Consider the following 17,924-nt stretch of genomic DNA (forward strand, 5'->3'; position numbering starts at 1 on the left):
CCGTAGACGGTCAGCCGCCGCCGTCGAGGTCGGTGCACCGGCGGACGACCCGCAGCTCATGACCGTTGAGCTCCATCTCGTACAGCTTCCCGCGGGCGTTCTCGAACGGCCGGTGCAGGATCATCGTCAGCCGGCCCTCGAAGGTGCGGAACAGCATGCCGTGGCCGCTGTCGTCACGGACCAGCGGCCGCCGCTGGAGCCACGGGCCCCGCACGTCACCGGACTCGGAGACGGCGTACGTCTGGACGTAACCGCCGCTGATGTTGCCGTCCGGGCCGACGAGGTTCTTCTCGTAGGTCGACCACAGCATGAGCAACGAGCCGTCCGGGGTGGGGTACAGCTGGGGGCCGTCGGTGATGTACGGAGGAAGCCGGCCCGGGACGCCGGCGGGGATCTGCTCGCCGAGCCAGGGCGCGTCGGAGGCCTTGAAGAGGAACACCGGGTCGCCGATGGTCTCCGTCAGGTCCGGGGCCAGCCGGATCGCCTCCATGGTGCCGTCGATCGTCTGTAGCCATTCGTGCGCGTAGACCATCCAGGGCCGCCCGTCCCGGTCGACGTGGAGGGTGCCGTCGAGGGTCATCAAGTGCGGGGGAGGGGTGGGGCGTTCGGGGGCGACGACGGTGAACGGGCCCAGCAGGGAGTCGGACACGGCGGTGATGGTGCCGCGCAGGTGGTTCTTGAGCGGGAAGGGGGTTCCCCATCGGTTGGGCGGCGGTACGGGGAGGGGTTGGCTCTCGTCGTGGAGGGTGGTGAACAGGTAGTAGCGGCCTGCCCACTTGTGTACCTCCGGGGCCCAACCGCCGTCCGTCGCCCAGAGGTTCTTCTGTTCGGCGGTCAGGAAGACCGGCACCGGAGGCGTCCAGTCCCGCAGGTCGTGGCTGCGGTAGACCATCGTGCCGGTGCCCTCGACGCCGGACACGGACGGGTCGTTGGAGGTGTAGAGGTGGTAGGTGCGGGTCTCTTCGTCGGCGACGACGAACGGATCGTGCAGCGGCATGTCGGGCAGCCGCATCAGGGTGTTGTCGACCACGCGCCGAACAATACGGCCGTGTGGTGGGCCGGCCGGGATCAGGGCCGTGGGCCGGCCAGGACCTCGTGGGCGAGGGTGACCAGGTCGGGCAGGGCCGGATGTCCCGCGCCCTCCCGCCAGGCGAGGACGACGGGGACGGGCGGGGCGTCCGTGAGCGGACGGTAGACCAGGGAGGGGTGGGCGTGGTTGCCGGGCGTCGCCGTCGTGGAGATGCCGACGGCCCGGCCGGCCGCGATGGCCATGAGCCACTCGTCGGTGTTGGTCACCTCGATGGTCGCGGACGGGCGGGCCGTCGGCGGCCACAGGTCCATCGTCGTCGTACCGGACACGACGTTGACGGCGATCGGACGGTCCACCAGATCGGCCAGGGTGACCCGGGGGAGGTCCGTCAGCGGGCTGTCCGACGGGAGGACGACCACCCGTTCCTCCCAGGTCAGCAGCTCGGTGCGGAGCCCGGGCGCGGTGACGGCCCCGCGCAGCAGGGCCGCGTCGACCTTGCCCTGGGTGAGGCCCGCCGTGCGGTCGTCGACGCGGAGCAGTTCCAGAGGGGTGCCGGGGTGGGCCTCGTCCCAGCGGCGCAGCAGCGCGACGGTGTGGTCGCCGAGCGCCGCCCAGGGATGGCCGAGGCGCAGCGGCCAGCTCCGCAGCCCGCCCGGGTCCAGGGCGGTGTCCACGGCGGACAGCGCGGCGGCGGCCTTGTCCCGGAAGACGCGGCCCTCCGTGGTCAGCTCCAGATGATGGGTCGAGCGGTCCACCAGACGGGCGCCGAGATGGTCCTCCAGCCGGCGCAGGGTGCGCGACAGCGCGGGCTGGCTCACATGGAGGCGGGCGGCGGCACGGGTGATGTTGCCCTCCTCGGCGATGACGAGGAAGGCCCGCAGGTGCCGCAGTTCCACGGTCATGCTTCCAGAGCATAACCGCAGGGAAATCGGCATTTCACGCGGAGCCGTCGGCTGCCTAGCGTGAACGCCATGACCACCACGGTGACCCGCTCACTCCCTCTCGTACGGCATCCCGCGGGGCGCGGCAGCCTCGCCGGCGTCGGCCTCGTGCTGGCGGGTTCGGTGTCGGTGCAGTTCGGATCGGCCTGCGCCGCACTCCTGTTCCCGCGCGCCGGGGCGCTCGGCACGGTGGCCCTGCGGATCGCCTTCGCCGCGGTGCTGCTCCTGACCGTCACCCGGCCCCGGCTGCGCGGCCACTCGCGCACCGACTGGGCGGTCGTCACCGGCTTCGGCCTGGCCCTCGGCGGCATGAACCTCCTCTTCTACCAGTCCATCGCCCGCATCCCGCTGGGCGCGGCCGTCACCCTGGAGGTCCTCGGCCCGCTCCTGCTGTCCGTGCTGGTCTCGCGGCGCGCGGCGAGCTTCCTCTGGGCAGGCCTCGCCCTGGCCGGAGTGTGCCTGCTGAGCGGCGGCGACTTCGCGAGCCTCGACATGGGCGGAGTGGCGTTCGCGCTGGGCGCCGGGGCGATGTGGGCGGCGTACATCCTGCTCAACGCCCGTGCGGGCGCCCGCTTTCCGCGCCTGGACGGCCTCGCGATCGCGATGGGCGTCGCCGCGCTCGTCAGCCTGCCGCTGGGCATCGGGGCGTCGGGGGCGGCGCTGCTGGCGCCGGGCGTGCTCGGGCTGGGCCTCGCCATCGCGGTGCTGAGCTCCGGAGTGCCGTACACCCTCGAACTCCTGGCCCTGCGCCGACTGCCCGCGGCGACGTTCGCGGTCCTGATGAGCCTGGCGCCGGCCCTCGCGGCGACGGCGGGTTGGCTGGTGCTGGGGCAGGGGTTGTCGCCGGCGCAGTGCGGGGCGATCGGGATGGTGGTGGTGGCGAGTGTGGGGGCGGTGCGGGTGGGAGGGCGGTGAGGGTGGATAGGAGGGAGCGCGCCGGGTGCGGGCTCCCTCCCTTGGGGTGAGGGTGTTGCGGCGGGGGCGCCCTGCGTCTGTGTGTGGGGGGCGTTACTACTGGGCCGTCCGGCGGCGTCGTACGACCAGGACCGTGCCCGCGCCCACGGCGACCGCTGCCGCGGCCGCGCCCGCGAGGGGCAGCGTCGCGCCGGAACCGGTGCTGGCCAGGTCGCCGTCGGCGGTCGTGGAGGACCCGGAGGTGCCGGCGGACGAGGAGCCGCCGGACGTGGTCGAGCCGCCGGAGCCGGAGCCGCCGGAGGTGGAGGTGCCGGAGTCACCGCCCGTGGACGACGAGCCGCCGTCGGTGCCGGCCGACCCGCCGCCGTTGTCGGACGAGCCGCCCGTGACGTCGAGCGGGATGGTGAGGCTGTCGTTCTCCGGGTTCTTGTCGTACGGCCGGGCCTGCCCCGTCAGCTTCGCCGAGGCCTTGGCGCCGGTGACGGCCTTGTCGATGCGCAGCTTGAAGGTGCGCTTCTCGACGGCGTTCTCCTTGAGCCAGCGCTGGGCGGTGCCGCACTCGTAGACCCCGGCGCGGACCTTGGTGCAGGGCGCCTCCTTGGTGACGGTGGTGCCCGCCGGGATGGTGACGCGGATCTTCGTCACGGAGTTGTCCAGCTCGCCGAGGACCCAGCCGGGGCCGGCGTTGGTGAGCTTCACCTCCAGCGACACCGTGTCGCCGACCTTGCCGCTCAGTTTGTTGCCGGTCAGCTGGAGGTCGGCGGTGTTGGCCGCGTTCACCGAGATGTTGGCGTCGTCCCAGCCCTCGTGCTCGCCGCTGCCCGGCTCGGCCGGGGTCGCGTCGGGCTTCTCGACGAGCTTCACGGCGGGACCGGTGCCGGGCACCGGCCGGCCGGTCTCGTCGCCGGGGAGCGAGCCGTCGACGTCCACGACCACGCGGAGTTCGTCGTGCAGCGCGTAGTCGAGGACGTTGAGCGTCAGGGCCTTCTCGGGGGCGTAGACGACACCGGGCTCGACCGTCTGGTCGAACTCGCATATCGCGTACGACTTCTCCGGGAGCTCGTCGTAGGAACCGACGTCGTAGCGGACGCAGTTGGAGGGCAGTTCGGTGTGGCTCAGCCCGCGGGTCACCGAGTACTGGAGGTAGACCTTGTCGAGCGCCGCGGTGCCGGTGTTGGTGAAGGAGACCGGGGCGACGTCGTAGGTGCCGCCCGGCTTCAGTCCGTCGACCTTCGGCGCCATGTCGCCCAGCACCAGGTGGGGCGTGGGGGCGGGGTCGGCGGCGACGGCGGGCGCGGCGCCCAGTGCCATCAGCGCGAGGGCGCCGACTGCGCCGGTGGCCTGTCGGAGTGTACGGATGCCGGGGGCGGCGTGGCGCATGAAGGGTCCTTCGCGGCGGTGGGGGGACAGTGACGGGCGGATGAACCTCGGAGTACGTGGTTCCGAAGATCAGACGTCCGTCGGCGCCGAACGGTTGTACGGCGTACGCGCCTTCCCCTCCGGCCCACCCCGTTCGGTGCACGTCGGACCGGTGGCGGTCCCTGCACGACGACGTGCGCCGGCAGATCCTCAAGGAGGGCTGGGACCCGCGTTGGAAGGCCTTCGTCCAGTCCTACGGCTCCCCGGCCCTGGACGCCCCGGCGCGCACGCCCGCCGCCACCGGTCAACTGCCCCGCGCCCGGGCGGCGTTCGAGCGTGTCCTCGCCGTCCGCAACGACGTGGGCCTGCTGTCCGAGCAGTGGGACCCGGACGCGGGCCGCCAACTGGGCAACGCCCCCCAGGCGTTCAGCCACATAGCGCTCGTCGAGACGGCGTTCATGCTCACGTCCCCGTCCGCCGAGGCGCTCACCGTCTCCCGTTCGGACGCCGCGCCGACCCCGCGTACCCCTGCGGGTTGAGCTGCTGGAACCGCCACGAGTCGCGGCACATGTCCGCGAGGTCCCGGGTGGGTCGCCAGCCCCAGGCGCGCTCCACCGCGGACGCGTCGGCGACCAGCTCGGCCACGTCGCCGGGACGCCGGGCCACGATCTCGTACGGCACCTCCCGGCCGGCCGCGTGCCGGTACGCGGCGACCACGTCCAGCACCGAACTGCCCCGGCCCACACCGAGGTTGAACACCCGCATGCCGGGCCCGTCGACCAGGTGGTCCAGCGCCGTCCGATGCGCCTCGACGGTGTCCATGACGTGGAGGTAGTCGCGGACCGCGGTCCCGTCGCGCGTGGGCCAGTCGCCGCCGAAGACCCGCAGCAACTTCCGTCGACCCGCGGCCACTTGGGCGACGTACGGCATCAGGTTGTCGGGCTCGCCGCGGGGGTCCTCGCCGAGCAGCCCGCTGGGGTGGGCGCCGGCCGGGTTGAAGTAGCGCAGGCTCAGCACCGTGCACTCGGGGCAGCGCCGGCAGATGTCGGCGAGGATCTGCTCGCACAGCCACTTCGAGGCGGCGTAGGGGTTGGTGGGGCGGGCGGGCGTGGACTCGTCGAGGGGGCCGGGGCCGGCCTCGCCGTACAGCGCGCAGGAGGAGGAGAACACCAGGCGGTGCACGCCGTGCTCGTGCATGGTGCCCAGCAGCGAAGTGGTGCCGCCGACATTGGTGTCGTAGTACTCGGCGGGCCTGCGCATCGAGGCGCCGACCGCCTTGTGCGCGGCGAAGTGCACCACGGCGTCGACGGCGTGCCGGTCGAAGACGGCCGACAGGGAGCGCCGGTCCCGCACGTCGAGTTCGTAGACGGCGCCGACGAACCGGCCGGCGATCCGCTCCACGCGGGTGAGGACCTCGGGCGTGCTGTGGGAGTAGTCGTCGACCACGATCAGTTCGTAGCCGTGGTCGAGCAGCTCGACGCAGGCGTGGGAACCGATGAATCCGGCTCCGCCCGTCACGAGGACGGTGGACGGGGGGCCGGGGCCGCTGCGCGTCATGGCATGACGCTCCCGAGTACGCGGGACGTAACGTCGTATGTTTACGGCGTATATCTACTATCTACGACTGTCCCCTCATTCGGCGAGGGCGTCAAGGCACGGCGCCGCCGAAGGTCAGATCACGCACCCCACATGCGCCAGCGCCTGCTTCAGCAGCACCCCGTGCCCGCCCGGCATCTCGCTCTGCACCGCCTCCGACAGCGCTTCCTGGGGGCTGAACCAGACCAGGTCGAGAGCGTCCTGCCGGGGCCGGCAGTCGCCGGTGACCGGGACGACATAGGCCAGCGACACCGCGTGCTGACGGGGGTCGTGGTACGGCGTGATGCCCTGCGTCGGGAAGTACTCGGCGACCGTGAAGGGCTGCGGGGCGGTCGGGATGCGGGGCAGCGCCACCGGGCCGAGGTCCTTCTCCAGGTTGCGCATGAGGGCGTCGCGGACGCGCTCGTGGTGCAGCACGCGTCCGGAGACCAGCGTCCGGCTGACCGTTCCGTCGGGGCCGATGCGCAGCAGCAGGCCGACGCTGGTGACTTCCCCGCTGTCGTCGACGCGCACGGGCACCGCCTCGACGTACAGGATCGGCATCCGGGCGCGCGCCTGCTCCAGGTCGTCGGTCGTCAGCCAGCCGGGCGTGGTTTCGGTCATGTCAGACATTGCTTGATCATACTTTCAGGAGGGGCCGGTAAGGCGGTAGACCCGACGCGCATTGTGTGCTCCCGCCCACTCCGCGAGCCGCAGCGCGTCGGGCCGGCTCAGCTCGTCGGCGTCCACCCGGTCCTGGAGCAGCTCGCCCAGTCCCCGGCGGAACGCCAGCGCGCCGAGCCGGTAGAACTCGGCCAGACCGTAGGCGTCGGAGCTGTACAGCAGTTTGCGGAACGGTGTGATCTCCAGTGCCTCCTCCAGGACGGCCCGGGCCCGCGCCGGGCCCACGTGGTGCAGGGTGAGGCCGACGTCCAGATACACCTGTTCGAAGACCGCGGCCAGATAACCGGCCTGCCGCTGGTACGGCCAGCAGTGCAGCAGCAGGACCGGGATCGTGCCGGCGGTCAGGTGCAGCCAGTCCGTGAGGTGGGTGGGGTCGACCCGGTGCAGACGGATGTCGTTGTCGCCGAAGCCCGTGTGGAGCTGGAGGGGGAGACCCAGGTCGACGGCGGTCCACAGCAGGTGCCGTACCAGGACCGGGTCCGCCAGCCTTCCTCCCGCCGCCAGCCGCTCCCGGGCCGCCCGCTCCACCTCCGCGGCCGACGGACGGGCCGGGTCCAGGTCGAACCCCGTGCGGTAGGCCGCCACCGACTTCACCGCCACCACACCCGGGCGCCGGACGGCCCGGAGAGCGGCCGCGCGGAAGGCGTCGGCGTAGTCGTCGGGCTCGACGCCCCGCGCCACCAGCGCTTCCTCCACGCTCTCCAGCCGTACGACCTCGAACACGTCGTCCGCGGCCAGCTCGGTCGGGCCGAAGCCGGTGTCCAGGCAGTAGGTGCCGGTGCCCGCCGCGGCCAGGAAGCGCCGGTTCACCTCCCGCGCGCCCAGCTCCGCCCGGCGCGCCAGGTACTCCTCCGGCGGGGCGTGCCGGTCCAGGTCCAGCAGCGGGGCGCAGTGGCGGCGGACCGAGACGCCCACCGGGGTGTCGAAGGGGGAGATGCCGCTGCCCGGCCACCGGCCGCCCTCGGTGAGGAGGGCCTCGAAGCCGTCCCGGTCGAGGTCCTCGGTGACCACGCCGTGGCAATGGTGGTCGACCAGGCTCAGTCGCGCGAGCGCCTCGTGGACCGCGGTCATGTCAGTACTTCCAGCGGTACGCCGCCGCGATCCCGGCGTCGTCAAGGCCGGCCACGGACGCGGTCTCGCCTTCCCGTACGGCGATCACCGCGTCGGCGAGGACCGGGCCCAGGGCGCCCCGCAGACACGCGTCCTCGCGGAACTCGGCGACCGCCTCGGCGAGCGAGGTCGGCAGCCGGCGCACCCCCTGGGCCGCCGCCCGGTCGGCGTCGAGCCGGGCCGGGTCGCCGGTGATCTCCTCGGGGAGCACGGCGGCCGAGGCGATGCCGTCGAGGCCCGCCGCGATGACGGAGGCGAGCGCCAGATACGGGTTCGCCGCCAGGTCGACCGGCTTGACCTCCAGGTTGGCGGCCTGGTCGCGCAGGCCCACCGTGCCGGTGACGACACGGACCGCGGCCTCGCGGGTCTCGCGGCCCCACGCGGTGAACACCCCGGCCCACTGGGAGGGTTTGAGGCGCAGGTAGCTCGCCGGGCTCGGGGCGGTGACGGCCGTGAGCGCGGGGAGGTGGGCCAGGACGCCGGCCGCGAACGCCTCCGCGTCGGCCGTCATGCCGTACCGGCCCTCGCCGCCCGTATGCAGGTTGGCGCCCTCGCGCCAGGCGGAGAGATGGAGGTGGCCGCCGTTGCCGACCCCCTCGGCGAAGACGGCCGGGGCGAACGACACGACCAGACCGTGCCGTTGGGCCACCCCGCGGATCGTCTGGCGTACGAGCACACTCCGGTCGGCCGCCGCCACCGGGTCCAGGGCGCCGACCGAGACCTCGAACTGCCCTGCCGCGTACTCGGGATGGAGCTGGTCGACCTCCACGCCCTGCGCCGCGAACGCCGCCAGCAGGTCGGCCGTGTAGTCGCTCAACTCGACCTGGCGGACGGCCCCGTAGGCCGGACCCGACAGCGCGGGCGTGAAGTCGCCCTGGGCCGCCGGGCCTTGGCCCACCGCCCACTCGACCTCGACGGCGGCCTTGAAGGCCAGACCGTGCCGCAGCTCCGCGTCCGCGACGATCCGGCGCAGCAGCGTGCGCGTGCAGCCGGGGTGCCGCTCGCCCTCCTGGGTGATCCGGTCGACCGGCGCCCACGCCCAGCCGGGCTGCCCGGCCAGGACCACCAGGTGGTCGAGGTCGGGGTAGAGGCGAAGGTCGCCGTCGGGCGAGCCGAGGACGTCGGTCGTCACGATGGAGTCGCCTGCGAGGAAGGTGTCGAACACGGGGGACATGCCGACGCCCCAGGCCGCCGCCGAGGCGAGCTTCGCCGTGGGGACCGTCTTCACCCGGCCGACGCCCGCGGTGTCGACGTACGCCAGCACCACCCCGTGCACGCCTCTCCCGGACAGCTCGCCGCTCAGCGCGGTGGCGCGGTCGACGTCACCGGGACGTCCGCCGGGTACGGGGTCGGCAAGGGTGGTCATACGTCCTCCACGACGGGGCTGCCGGTACGGGTCCCGCGTCAGGGTTTCACGGCCACCGCGCCGAACTGCGGCACCACGACAGGCGAGTTCACGTCGGCCCGCCACCGCGAGCACGACACCAGGCCCGGGTCGAGGAAGTCGAGGCCCTCGAAGAACGCGGCGATGTCCGTGCCGCTGCGGGCCGTGATCGGCGGGGTGGCGTTCTCGTTCCAGAACTTCATCGCCGGGATCTGGCCCGCGCCGCCGAGCTCGTGGTCGAACGTGGGGTGGGTCAGCACGAGGTAGCTGCCGGACGGGACCGCGGCCAGCACCTGGCGGACGATGTCGCGGGCCTTGTCGTAGTCGAGGACGAAGTTGAGGATGCCCAGCATCATCACGGCGACGGGACGGGTGAGGTCCAGGGTGCCTCCGGCCCGTTCGAGGATCGCGGCCGGGTCGTGGACGTCGGCGTCGATGTAGTCGGTGACGCCCTCGGGGGTGCTGGTCAGCAGGGTGCGGGCGTGGGCCAGGACGATGGGGTCGTTGTCGACGTAGACGATCCGCGCGTCCGGCGCGATGCGCTGGGCGATCTCGTGGGTGTTGTCGACGGTGGGCAGACCGGTGCCGATGTCCAGGAACTGCCGTACCCCGCGCTCGGTGGCCAGATGGGTCACCGCGCGGCCGAGGAACTCCCGGTCGGCGCGGGCGATGTCCCGGATGATCGGGAACATGCCGGCGACGTGCTCGCCGACCTGCTGGTCGACCTCGTAGTTGTCCTTGCCGCCGATCCAGTAGTTCCACACGCGCGCGTTGTGCGCGACGGCGGTGTTGAGCCTCGACGACCCGCTGGAGGGGGTGTCACTCACGTCGTCCGTCCTCTCCTCGCCCCTGCGATCCCGCGATCCCGCGATCGAGGCACCGCCGACCGCCGGTGCCATTGTGCCGCCCGGTGATCACGCTGTCCCGGGAATCGGCGGAGGGGAGGGGGAGCGGGGCCGCCCGCGGCTCAGTCCGGCCGTCCGGGCGAGCGGTGGGGGAAATGGGGGCGGTGGCGCGGCGGGTGCGCGGCGCGTTCGTGTTCCGCCTTCCGGGCCCGCTCGGCGAGGCCCGCCTCCAGGACGTGCACCTTCCGGCCGCCGCACCGCGGGCAGACCGCTTCGTCGAGTGGCGATCTGACGGCCCGGCCCGCCTCGTCGACGTACTCCTGGGTGGCCAGGCCCGAGGGGGCCAGCGGGTCGGTGAAGAACATGACCTGGAAGGTGGCCTCCCAGCCGTGCCCGCAGTCCCCGCAGGCGAACGCGAAGGTCTCCGGCACGGATCGGGGCTGGGGGTTCACGGGTCCTCCGGGGTTCTCCAAGGGGCCCTCCCAGCCCACATCGGCCGTGGCCGCGAGGCAACTCGAACGCCCCGCCCGGCATGCCCGCCCCGCAGGCGGCGCCGACACTGGGCCCATGGCCCGTCCGTGTCCCTGTCCGCGTCCCTGTCCGCGTCCCAAGGAGTCGTCATGCTGCCCGGATTTCTCACCAGGGCGGTCGCGGTGTTGCTCGGCCGGGAGGGGCGGTCCCTGCATCTGAAGGCGGCGGGCGCGGCGACGGCCGTGCTGGCCGTGGTGATGCTCGCCGGTTCATGGGCCGTGGTCGGGGCCGAAGAGGGGGCGCGGGGCGCGAATCTGACGTCGTACCCGAAGGCCCTGTGGTGGTCGATCGAGACCGCGACGACCGTCGGGTACGGCGACTTCTTCCCCGTGACCCCGTGGGGCCGGGTGGTCGGCGCGGTCGTGATGGTGGTCGGGATCACCACGTACGGCATGGTCACCGCCGCGCTGGCCACCTGGTTCGTCGGACGGGAGCAGCAGCGTCGGCATCATCTGGCCCATGGCGCCCATGAGTTGGGCGAGGAGGCGGTGCGCGCGCTGCACGAACGCTTCGACCGGCTGGAGCGGTTGCTGGACGGCAAGTGAGCCACGGCTGTTCAATGAGACTGCACACGACCGTCCACGAGAGGTGCCGCCCGTGTCCCCAGCCGACGTGCCGCCCGTCGGTGCCCGCATCCGCCAGGCGCGCCAGGAGCGCGGCGTGAGTCTGCGCGGCCTGGCCCGCGAGGTCGGCGTCTCCGCGAGCCTGGTCTCCCAGATCGAGACCGGCAAGAGTCAGCCGTCGGTGAGCACGCTGTACGCGATCACCACGGTCCTGGACATCTCCGTGGAGGCTCTCTTCGAGCAGCGGGAGACGGTCGCCGCGACCGGCAGTGCCTTGGTGGCGCACGCCCTCGCCGCCTTCGCGGCCGACCCTGCGCGGCGCATCGGACCACTGATCACGCCCGGTGAGCGCGAGGTGCTGGAGCTGGACTCCGGTGTCGTGTGGGAGCGGCTCGGGCATGTCCCGGGCACGGACGTGGACTTCCTGCTCGTCACCTACCGGCCCGGTGGCTCCTCCTCCACCTCAGGCGGCCTGATGCGCCACGCGGGCACTGAGTACGGCTATCTGATCTCCGGCGAACTCACTCTCACCCTCGGTTTCGAAACGCACACACTGCGTCCCGGCGGTGCGGTCTGCTTCGAGTCGACGACCCCGCACCGCTACTGCAACGATGGAGAGGAACCAGCCATCGGGGTATGGTTTGTGTTCAGTGACACTTGACACCTTCCCCGCGCGGTCGTTCACTCCGCAATGGGGGTGGTCGCCATGGCGATCCGCACATTCGGACCCAATGCCGTCGACTGGGAACAGCGCATCGACCTCGACCGGCTGCGCCGGCAGCGGCTGGCCCGGCTCCACGAGACCCTGAACCGCTCCTCGCTCGGCGCCGTGCTCAGCTTCGACTTCGCCAACATCCGCTACATGACCGCCACGCACATCGGCACCTGGGCGATGGACAAGCTGATCCGCTTCGCCCTGCTGGTGCGCGGCGGCGACCCGGTCGTCTGGGACTTCGGCTCCGCCGCCCGCCACCACCAGCTGTACAACCCGTGGCTGGACTACAGCGGCGGCAAGGAGGGCCCGCCCACCGGCGCCCGCGCCGGCATCTCCACCCTGCGCGGCGCCTTCCACCCGGACGCGGGCATCGCCGCCGACGTGGCCGCGAAGATCGCCGCCGAACTGCGTGAACACGGCCTGGCGGGCGAGCCGTTGGGCATCGACGTCGCCGAGATGCCGGTCCTCGCCGCGCTGCGGGCCGAGGGCATCGACGTCGTCGACGGCCAGCAGGTCTTCCTGGAGGCCCGCCGCACCAAGACCCACGACGAGATCGCCCTGCTCACCCAGGCCTGCGCGATGGTCGACGCGGCCTACGAGGAGCTGTACGGCCATCTGCGCCCCGGGGTGCGGGAGAACGAGTGCGTCGGACTGGTCAGCAAGGTCCTGTACGACCTCGGCAGCGAGTACGTCGAAGGCGTCAACGCCATCTCCGGCGAACGCTGTTCACCCCACCCGCACGTCTACAGCGACCGCCTGATCCGCCCCGGCGACCCGGCCTTCTTCGACATCCTGCACAGCCACCTCGGCTACCGCACCTGCTACTACCGCACCTTCGCGGTCGGCAGCGCCTCCCGTGCCCAGCGCGACGCCTACGTCCGCTGCCGGGAGTACATGGACCAGGCCATCGCCCTCGTCCGCCCCGGCGCCACCACCGCCGACATCGTCCAGGTCTGGCCGCGCGCCGAGGAGTTCGGCTTCGCCGACGAGACCGCCGCGTTCGCCCTCCAGTACGGCCACGGGGTGGGCCTGTCCATCTGGGAGAAGCCCATCTTCAGCCGCCTGGTCTCCCTCGACCACCCCGAAGTCCTCGAAGAGGGCATGGTGTTCGCCCTGGAGACCTACTGGCCCGCCGCCGACGGCTGGTCCGCGGCCCGTATCGAGGAGGAACTGGTCGTCACCGCGGACGGCTGCGAGGTCATCACCAAGTTCCCGGCCGAGGAACTCCTCGTCGCGGGCCGCAAGTACTGGACGGTCGGCGGCGAACTGAACACGCGACGGGAGTCGCAGTCCCATCTCAACACCACAGGAACCGGCGATGGACACCGCTGAACTCCTCGCGATGTACGAGCAGATGGTCCTCATCCGCCGCACCGAGAAGGCCGCCCACGACCTGTTCCTCCAGGGCCTCGTCAAGGGCACCACCCATCTCGCCGCCGGCCACGAGGCGATCGCCGTCGGCGCGAGCGCGGCCCTGCGCGCCGACGACTACGTCTTCGCCACCTACCGCGGCCACCACCACGCGCTGGCCCGCGGCGCCGGCCCGGAGGAGTGCCTCGCCGAACTCATGAGCAGGGCAACGGGGCTGTGCGGCGCCAAGGGCGGCTCCATGCACCTCACCAAGGCCGCCACCGGCATGCTCGGCTCCTACGCCATCGTCGGCGCCCACCTCCCGATGGCGGCCGGTGCCGCGTGGTCGGCCCGGCTGCGCGGCACCGGTCAGATCGCGGTCGCCTTCTTCGGGGACGGCGCCACCAACATCGGCGCCTTCCACGAGGCGTTGAACCTGGCCGCCGTGTGGAAGCTGCCCGTGCTGTTCATCTGCGAGAACAACCTCTACATGGAGTACACGCCGATCGCCGACGTGACCGCGGTGGCCCGCCCGGCGGCCGACCGGGCACCCGCGTACGGCATCCCCGGCGAGAGCGTCGACGGCAACGACGTCGTGGCGGTGCGCGACACGGTGGCCCGGCTCGCGCAACGGGCCCGGGCAGGAGACGGGCCCGCGCTGCTGGAGGCGGCCACCTACCGGCACTTCGGGCACAGCAGGTCCGACCCGGCCGCCTACCGCCCGGCCGAGGAGGTCGAACGCTGGCTCAAGCACGACCCGTTGGACATCGCGCGCGGCCGGCTGACCGAGCTGGGGGTGCCCGCGGAGACGGTCACCGCGGCCGACGAGCGCGCACGGGAGGCCGTACGGCAGGCGGTGGACGCGGCGAAGAACGCTCCCGCGCCCGAGCCGGGTGCCGCGTTGACCGACGTGTGGGCGGACGGAGGTGCCGCATGGCGGACGTGATCACCTATCGGGAGGCCGTCGCCGAGGGCATCGCGCGGGAGATGCGGCGGGACGCGGCCGTGGTCTGCCTCGGGGAGGACATCGGTGCGGCGGGCGGCGTGTTCAAGACCACCGCCGGGCTGATCGAGGAGTTCGGGCCGGAGCGGGTGTGGGACACGCCGATCTCCGAACAGGCCATCGTCGGCGCCGCGATGGGGGCCGCCATGACCGGGATGCGGCCGGTCGCCGAGATCATGTTCTCGGACTTTTTGGCCTGTTGTTGGGACTACCTCGCCAACGAGATACCCAAGGTGCGTTACATGACGGGTGGTCAGGTCACCGTGCCCCTCGTCGTTCGCACCGCCAACGGCGGCGGGCTCGGCTTCGGTGCCCAGCACTCGCAGGCCACCGAGAACTGGGCGCTGACCGTCCCGGGGCTGAAGATCGCCGCGCCCGCCACGCCCGCCGACGTGGTCGGCCTGATGGCCGCGGCGATCCGCAGTGACGACCCGGTGGTGTTCTTCGAGCACAAGGGCCTGCTGGCGTCCAAGGGCGCGCCCGCGCCGCCGGACCATGTCGTCGAGCTGGGCCGTGCGGCCGTCGTGCGCGAAGGCGCCGACGTGACCCTGGTGGCCCTCGCCGCCATGGTCCCGCTGGCGTTGCGGGCCGCCGCGCTGCTCGCCGAGGAGGGCGTCGAGGCCGAGGTCGTCGACCTGCGCTGTCTGGTGCCGCTGGACATGCGTACCGTCCTCGCCTCGCTCGCCCGCACCTCGCGGCTGGTCACCGTCGAGGAGAACCCGTACCAGGGCGGCTGGGGCGCCACCGTCGTCTCGGTCGTCGCCGACGAGGGCTTCGGCCTGCTGGACGCGCCCGTGCGCCGGGTGGCGGGGGAGTGCGTGCCGCTGCCGTTCGCCGACGCGCTGGAGGAGCGGGTCATCCCGACCGTCGACAAGGTCGTGGCGGCCGTCCGCGACCTCACCGCGTACTGAACAGCCGAAGGACCCCACCGCGTACCGAACACCCCGAAGGAGGAAGGGCGATGACCGTGCGGACACTCCTGCGCGCAGGTCAGGTGATCTCGATGGACCCCGACATCGGGGACCTTCCCCAGGGCGACGTCCTCATCGAGGACGGGAGGATCGAGGCCGTGGCACCGCGGATCGACGCGGACGCCGAAGTCCTCGACATGACCGGCCGGATCGTGATCCCCGGCTTCGTCGACACCCACCGCCACACCTGGGAGGCGTCCATCCGCGGCGTCGCCCCCGACGCCACCCTCGACGACTACTTCGTGGACATCCTCGACACCTTCGCCCCGCTCTACACCCCGGAGGACGTGTACGCGGCGAACCTGGCGGGCGCCCTGGAGTGCCTCAACGCCGGTATCACGACGCTCGTCGACTGGTCCCACATCAACAACACCCCCGCCCACCCCGACGCCGCGATCCAGGCCCTCACCGAGTCCGGCATCCGGGCGCAGTACGCGTACGGCAGCGCCAACACCTCCCTCGCCGACTACTGGTTCGAGAGCAAGATCGCGATACCGGGGGACGACGTACGCCGCATCCGCACCCGGTACTTCGCCTCCGACACCGGCCTGCTCACCCTGGCCCTCGCCACCCGCGGCCCCGGCTTCTGCGTGAACGACGTCGTCACCGCCGAATGGGCCCTCGCCCGCGACCTGGACATCCCGATCACCGTGCACGTGGCGATGGGCCGCCTCGCGGGCCGCTTCGGCATGGTGAAGCAACTCCACGACCTCGGGCTCCTCGGCCCGGACACCACCTACATCCACTGCTGCTACCTCCACGAGGACGAGTGGCGGATGGTCGCCGACAGCGGCGGTACGGTGTCCATCGCGCCGCAGGTCGAGACGCAGATGGGACACGGCTGGCCACCGGTGATGAAGGCGATCGAACACGGACTGCGCCCCTCGCTCAGCATCGACGTCGTCACCACCGTCCCCGGCGACATGTTCACCCAGATCCGCGCGGCCTTCGGCGCCGAGCGCGCCCGCCTCAACGCGGACTGCTGGCAGGCCAACATGCCGGTGCCGGACACGATGTTGACGGCACGTCAGATGCTGGAGATCGCCACCCGCAACGGCGCCCATGTGGCGGGCCTGGAGGACCGCACCGGCTCCCTGACCCCCGGCAAGCGTGCCGACGTCGTCGCGATCGACGCCACCGCCCTGAACGTCGCCCCCGTGCACGACCCCGCCGCCGCCGTCACCCTGTCCGCCGACGTCTCCAACGTGGACACCGTCATCGTCGACGGCGTGATCCGCAAGCGGGACGGCAGGCTGACGGCCGACGTGGCCCGCGCCCGGCGCCTCGTGGAGGAGTCCCGCGACCGGCTCCTGGCGGCGAAGGCGGCCCGGTGACCGCGCACCTGGTGCGTCGCGCCGCCGACGTCCCGGCGCCGGACCACGACGAACACGGCTACCGGCGGCGGGAGTTGGTCGGTGAGACGGACGGGAGCGTGCACACCGGCTTCGGCGTCTGCGAGCTGCGGCCGGGCGGCCGGGTCGGCGCCCATGTGCACTCGTACGAGGAGAGCTTCCACCTCCTCGACGGCACCGTGATCCTCGACGTGCCCGAGGGGTCGTACCTCCTCGAAGAGGGCGACTACGGCCTGCTGCCGACCGGTGTCCCGCACGCCTGGCGGGGCGTGGGGGACACCGGCGCACGCTGGGCCGACATGCTCGCCCCCGTGCCGCGCGCCCGCTACGGGTACGACACCCAGCCCGTGCCCGACCTGCCCGCCCGGGACCCGGTCCGGATCGACGTCCGTGACCCCCGCACCCGCTCCTTCGGACACTTCGAGCCCGCGCAGATGGACCCCGGCAAACAGTCCCAGGACCTGCTGGCCGTGTCGGCGAGCATGCGGACCGCGCTGCTCGTCTACAGCGGGATCACCGTCAAGATGATGGTCGACGCCGACCTGGGCGCGGTCGCCTCGACGATGTTCATGGTGCAGTACGCCGTCGACGGCGTCGCGGGCACCCACGACCACCCCTTCGAGGAGACGTACTTGATCCTCGAAGGGGTCGTGGAGGCGACCTTCGACGACGCGCGCTACCCCCTCGGCCCCGGCGATCTCGCCTGGGCGGGCGCCGGTTGCGTGCACGGATTCACCAACGCCGGTGCGGGGCCGGTGCGTTGGCTGGAGACACAGGCCCCGCAGCCGCCGTCCCGGCACTCCTACCGCTTCACCCGGGACTGGGACTATCTGAGGGGCGTGCGATGAACCGGGTCGTGGTGATCGGCGGAACCTCGGGCATCGGCCGGGAGTTCGCCCGGACGCGCGCGGGACGCGGCGACGAGGTGCTGATCACCGGCCGCGACCCGCACCGCACCGACACCGCCGCCAAGGAGATCGGCGCCCGCGGCCTCGCCCTGGACCTCTCCCGCCCCCGGGAGATCGGTGCCGCACTGGCCGGTGTCGGACGCGTGGACCATCTGGTGCTGGCCGGGATCTCCCGCGACGACAACCGGGTGGCCGCCTACGACGTCGACGCCGCCGTCCACCTCGTCACCCTCAAGCTCGTCGGCTACACCGAGGCCGTGCACACCCTGCGGCCCGGCCTGCACGCCGACAGCGCGATCGTTGTGTTCGGCGGGCAGGCCAAGGAGCGGCCCTATCCGGGCGCGACGACCGTGGCGACCGTCAACGCGGGGGTGACCGGCCTCGTGCACACGCTCGCCGTCGAGCTCGCGCCCGTCCGCGTCAACGCCGTCCACCCCGGAGTGGTCGGGGACAGCCCCTACTGGCGGGACAAGCCGGACGAGGTGCTGGCGGACCTGCGGGAGCGCACCCCGACCGGGCGGCTCGCGGCGATGGCCGACGTCGTGGACGCCGTGGACTTCCTGCTGCGCAACCGGTCCGTCAACGGGCTGGGGCTCGCCGTCGACGGGGGCTGGCTGCTGGGGTGAGCCCCGGTCCCGGCGCATTCCACGCCGTGAAGCCGTGGAGTCGCCGGGGCGGGGAACCCGTC

Annotated in this window: 19 protein-coding genes; 10 read left to right on the top strand and 9 right to left on the bottom strand. The window is 72.4% G+C overall.

The genetic code is table 11. The features are described from left to right. Positions 1-10: 10 nt before the first annotated feature. Both EJC51_RS39695 and EJC51_RS39700 read right to left on the bottom strand, forming a co-directional pair. A complete protein-coding gene (locus EJC51_RS39695; RefSeq protein ID WP_126277311.1) occupies positions 11-1,012 on the bottom strand; it encodes a glycoside hydrolase family 43 protein in 1,002 nt (333 codons plus the stop codon). Positions 1,013-1,068: 56 nt separating this feature from the next. Next, on the bottom strand, positions 1,069-1,932 hold the full coding sequence (locus tag EJC51_RS39700) for a LysR family transcriptional regulator (protein ID WP_126275498.1): 864 nt from the start codon (positions 1,930-1,932) through the stop codon (positions 1,069-1,071). A gap of 69 nt (positions 1,933-2,001) precedes the next feature. Between EJC51_RS39700 and EJC51_RS39705 the strand changes: the two genes are divergently transcribed. Then, positions 2,002-2,886 (top strand): EamA family transporter, encoded by an 885-nt coding sequence (locus tag EJC51_RS39705; protein ID WP_126275499.1) that lies wholly within the window; start codon positions 2,002-2,004, stop codon positions 2,884-2,886. A 96-nt stretch (positions 2,887-2,982) separates the two neighbouring features. Here EJC51_RS39705 and EJC51_RS39710 read toward each other — a convergent pair whose 3' ends face one another. Next, positions 2,983-4,266 (bottom strand): hypothetical protein, encoded by a 1,284-nt coding sequence (locus EJC51_RS39710; protein ID WP_126275500.1) that lies wholly within the window; start codon positions 4,264-4,266, stop codon positions 2,983-2,985. Between the two features lie 173 nt (positions 4,267-4,439). Between EJC51_RS39710 and EJC51_RS39715 the strand changes: the two genes are divergently transcribed. Further along, positions 4,440-4,784: a glycoside hydrolase family 15 protein gene (locus tag EJC51_RS39715; RefSeq protein WP_244363055.1), complete on the top strand. Its 345-nt coding sequence runs from the start codon at positions 4,440-4,442 to the stop codon at positions 4,782-4,784. On the opposite strand, the gene galE is transcribed toward EJC51_RS39715, so the two are convergent. The 6 genes from galE to EJC51_RS39745 form a co-directional block, all read right to left on the bottom strand. After that, complete coding sequence (gene galE, locus EJC51_RS39720; RefSeq protein ID WP_126275502.1) at positions 4,732-5,802, bottom strand: UDP-glucose 4-epimerase GalE; 1,071 nt, start codon at positions 5,800-5,802, stop codon at positions 4,732-4,734. The two genes, EJC51_RS39715 and galE, sit on opposite strands and share 53 nt — an antisense overlap. 114 nt (positions 5,803-5,916) lie before the next feature. Then, the gene (locus tag EJC51_RS39725) at positions 5,917-6,444 is read right to left on the bottom strand and encodes an NUDIX hydrolase family protein (RefSeq protein WP_079307412.1); all 528 of its coding nucleotides are present in this window, start codon (positions 6,442-6,444) and stop codon (positions 5,917-5,919) included. A gap of 24 nt (positions 6,445-6,468) precedes the next feature. Beyond that, complete coding sequence (locus tag EJC51_RS39730) at positions 6,469-7,575, bottom strand: amidohydrolase family protein (RefSeq protein WP_126275503.1); 1,107 nt, start codon at positions 7,573-7,575, stop codon at positions 6,469-6,471. 1 nt (position 7,576) lies between these two features. Beyond that, positions 7,577-8,980 carry a glutamine synthetase family protein gene (locus tag EJC51_RS39735; RefSeq protein ID WP_126275504.1) on the bottom strand — a complete coding sequence of 468 codons (1,404 nt, stop codon included), beginning with the start codon at positions 8,978-8,980 and terminating at the stop codon, positions 7,577-7,579. Positions 8,981-9,018: 38 nt separating this feature from the next. Continuing rightward, on the bottom strand, positions 9,019-9,825 hold the full coding sequence (locus EJC51_RS39740) for an SAM-dependent methyltransferase (protein WP_244363058.1): 807 nt from the start codon (positions 9,823-9,825) through the stop codon (positions 9,019-9,021). Between the two features lie 140 nt (positions 9,826-9,965). Then, positions 9,966-10,295, bottom strand: a complete 330-nt coding sequence (locus EJC51_RS39745; RefSeq protein WP_126275506.1) for a hypothetical protein — start codon at positions 10,293-10,295, stop codon at positions 9,966-9,968. Between the two features lie 168 nt (positions 10,296-10,463). Between EJC51_RS39745 and EJC51_RS39750 the strand changes: the two genes are divergently transcribed. From EJC51_RS39750 to EJC51_RS39785, 8 genes are read left to right on the top strand one after another with little or no spacing between them, the layout of a single operon-like run. After that, positions 10,464-10,919, top strand: coding sequence for a potassium channel family protein (locus EJC51_RS39750; RefSeq protein WP_126275507.1), 456 nt, complete (start codon positions 10,464-10,466; stop codon positions 10,917-10,919). A gap of 52 nt (positions 10,920-10,971) precedes the next feature. After that, complete coding sequence (locus tag EJC51_RS39755) at positions 10,972-11,598, top strand: helix-turn-helix domain-containing protein (protein ID WP_126275508.1); 627 nt, start codon at positions 10,972-10,974, stop codon at positions 11,596-11,598. A gap of 45 nt (positions 11,599-11,643) precedes the next feature. Further along, the gene (locus tag EJC51_RS39760) at positions 11,644-12,984 is read left to right on the top strand and encodes a M24 family metallopeptidase (RefSeq protein ID WP_126275509.1); all 1,341 of its coding nucleotides are present in this window, start codon (positions 11,644-11,646) and stop codon (positions 12,982-12,984) included. Further along, on the top strand, positions 12,971-13,948 hold the full coding sequence (locus EJC51_RS39765; protein WP_126275510.1) for a thiamine pyrophosphate-dependent dehydrogenase E1 component subunit alpha: 978 nt from the start codon (positions 12,971-12,973) through the stop codon (positions 13,946-13,948). Before EJC51_RS39760 ends, EJC51_RS39765 begins: the two co-directional genes overlap by 14 nt. Then, the gene (locus EJC51_RS39770) at positions 13,936-14,916 is read left to right on the top strand and encodes an alpha-ketoacid dehydrogenase subunit beta (protein ID WP_126275511.1); all 981 of its coding nucleotides are present in this window, start codon (positions 13,936-13,938) and stop codon (positions 14,914-14,916) included. The genes EJC51_RS39765 and EJC51_RS39770 overlap by 13 nt, the downstream gene beginning before the upstream one ends. Before the next feature lie 50 nt (positions 14,917-14,966). Beyond that, on the top strand, positions 14,967-16,310 hold the full coding sequence (locus EJC51_RS39775) for an amidohydrolase family protein (protein WP_126275512.1): 1,344 nt from the start codon (positions 14,967-14,969) through the stop codon (positions 16,308-16,310). Further along, positions 16,307-17,176: a cupin domain-containing protein gene (locus tag EJC51_RS39780; protein WP_126275513.1), complete on the top strand. Its 870-nt coding sequence runs from the start codon at positions 16,307-16,309 to the stop codon at positions 17,174-17,176. Before EJC51_RS39775 ends, EJC51_RS39780 begins: the two co-directional genes overlap by 4 nt. Next, a complete protein-coding gene (locus EJC51_RS39785) occupies positions 17,173-17,862 on the top strand; it encodes an SDR family oxidoreductase (RefSeq protein WP_126275514.1) in 690 nt (229 codons plus the stop codon). The genes EJC51_RS39780 and EJC51_RS39785 overlap by 4 nt, the downstream gene beginning before the upstream one ends. Positions 17,863-17,924: the final 62 nt, after the last annotated feature.

This window comes from Streptomyces aquilus (genome assembly GCF_003955715.1).
Classification (GTDB): domain Bacteria; phylum Actinomycetota; class Actinomycetes; order Streptomycetales; family Streptomycetaceae; genus Streptomyces; species Streptomyces aquilus.

Bases quoted from the DNA above. Each gene is read 5' to 3' on its own strand.
- EJC51_RS39695 (WP_126277311.1), bottom strand. From the start codon at position 1,012: ATGCGGCTGCCCGACATGCCGCTGCACGATCCGTTCGTCGTCGCCGAC.
- EJC51_RS39700 (WP_126275498.1), bottom strand. From the start codon at position 1,932: ATGACCGTGGAACTGCGGCACCTGCGGGCCTTCCTCGTCATCGCCGAG.
- EJC51_RS39705 (WP_126275499.1), top strand. From the start codon at position 2,002: ATGACCACCACGGTGACCCGCTCACTCCCTCTCGTACGGCATCCCGCG.
- EJC51_RS39710 (WP_126275500.1), bottom strand. From the start codon at position 4,266: ATGCGCCACGCCGCCCCCGGCATCCGTACACTCCGACAGGCCACCGGC.
- galE (WP_126275502.1), bottom strand. From the start codon at position 5,802: ATGACGCGCAGCGGCCCCGGCCCCCCGTCCACCGTCCTCGTGACGGGC.
- EJC51_RS39725 (WP_079307412.1), bottom strand. From the start codon at position 6,444: ATGACCGAAACCACGCCCGGCTGGCTGACGACCGACGACCTGGAGCAG.
- EJC51_RS39730 (WP_126275503.1), bottom strand. From the start codon at position 7,575: ATGACCGCGGTCCACGAGGCGCTCGCGCGACTGAGCCTGGTCGACCAC.
- EJC51_RS39735 (WP_126275504.1), bottom strand. From the start codon at position 8,980: ATGACCACCCTTGCCGACCCCGTACCCGGCGGACGTCCCGGTGACGTC.
- EJC51_RS39750 (WP_126275507.1), top strand. From the start codon at position 10,464: ATGCTGCCCGGATTTCTCACCAGGGCGGTCGCGGTGTTGCTCGGCCGG.
- EJC51_RS39760 (WP_126275509.1), top strand. From the start codon at position 11,644: ATGGCGATCCGCACATTCGGACCCAATGCCGTCGACTGGGAACAGCGC.
- EJC51_RS39765 (WP_126275510.1), top strand. From the start codon at position 12,971: ATGGACACCGCTGAACTCCTCGCGATGTACGAGCAGATGGTCCTCATC.
- EJC51_RS39770 (WP_126275511.1), top strand. From the start codon at position 13,936: ATGGCGGACGTGATCACCTATCGGGAGGCCGTCGCCGAGGGCATCGCG.
- EJC51_RS39775 (WP_126275512.1), top strand. From the start codon at position 14,967: ATGACCGTGCGGACACTCCTGCGCGCAGGTCAGGTGATCTCGATGGAC.
- EJC51_RS39785 (WP_126275514.1), top strand. From the start codon at position 17,173: ATGAACCGGGTCGTGGTGATCGGCGGAACCTCGGGCATCGGCCGGGAG.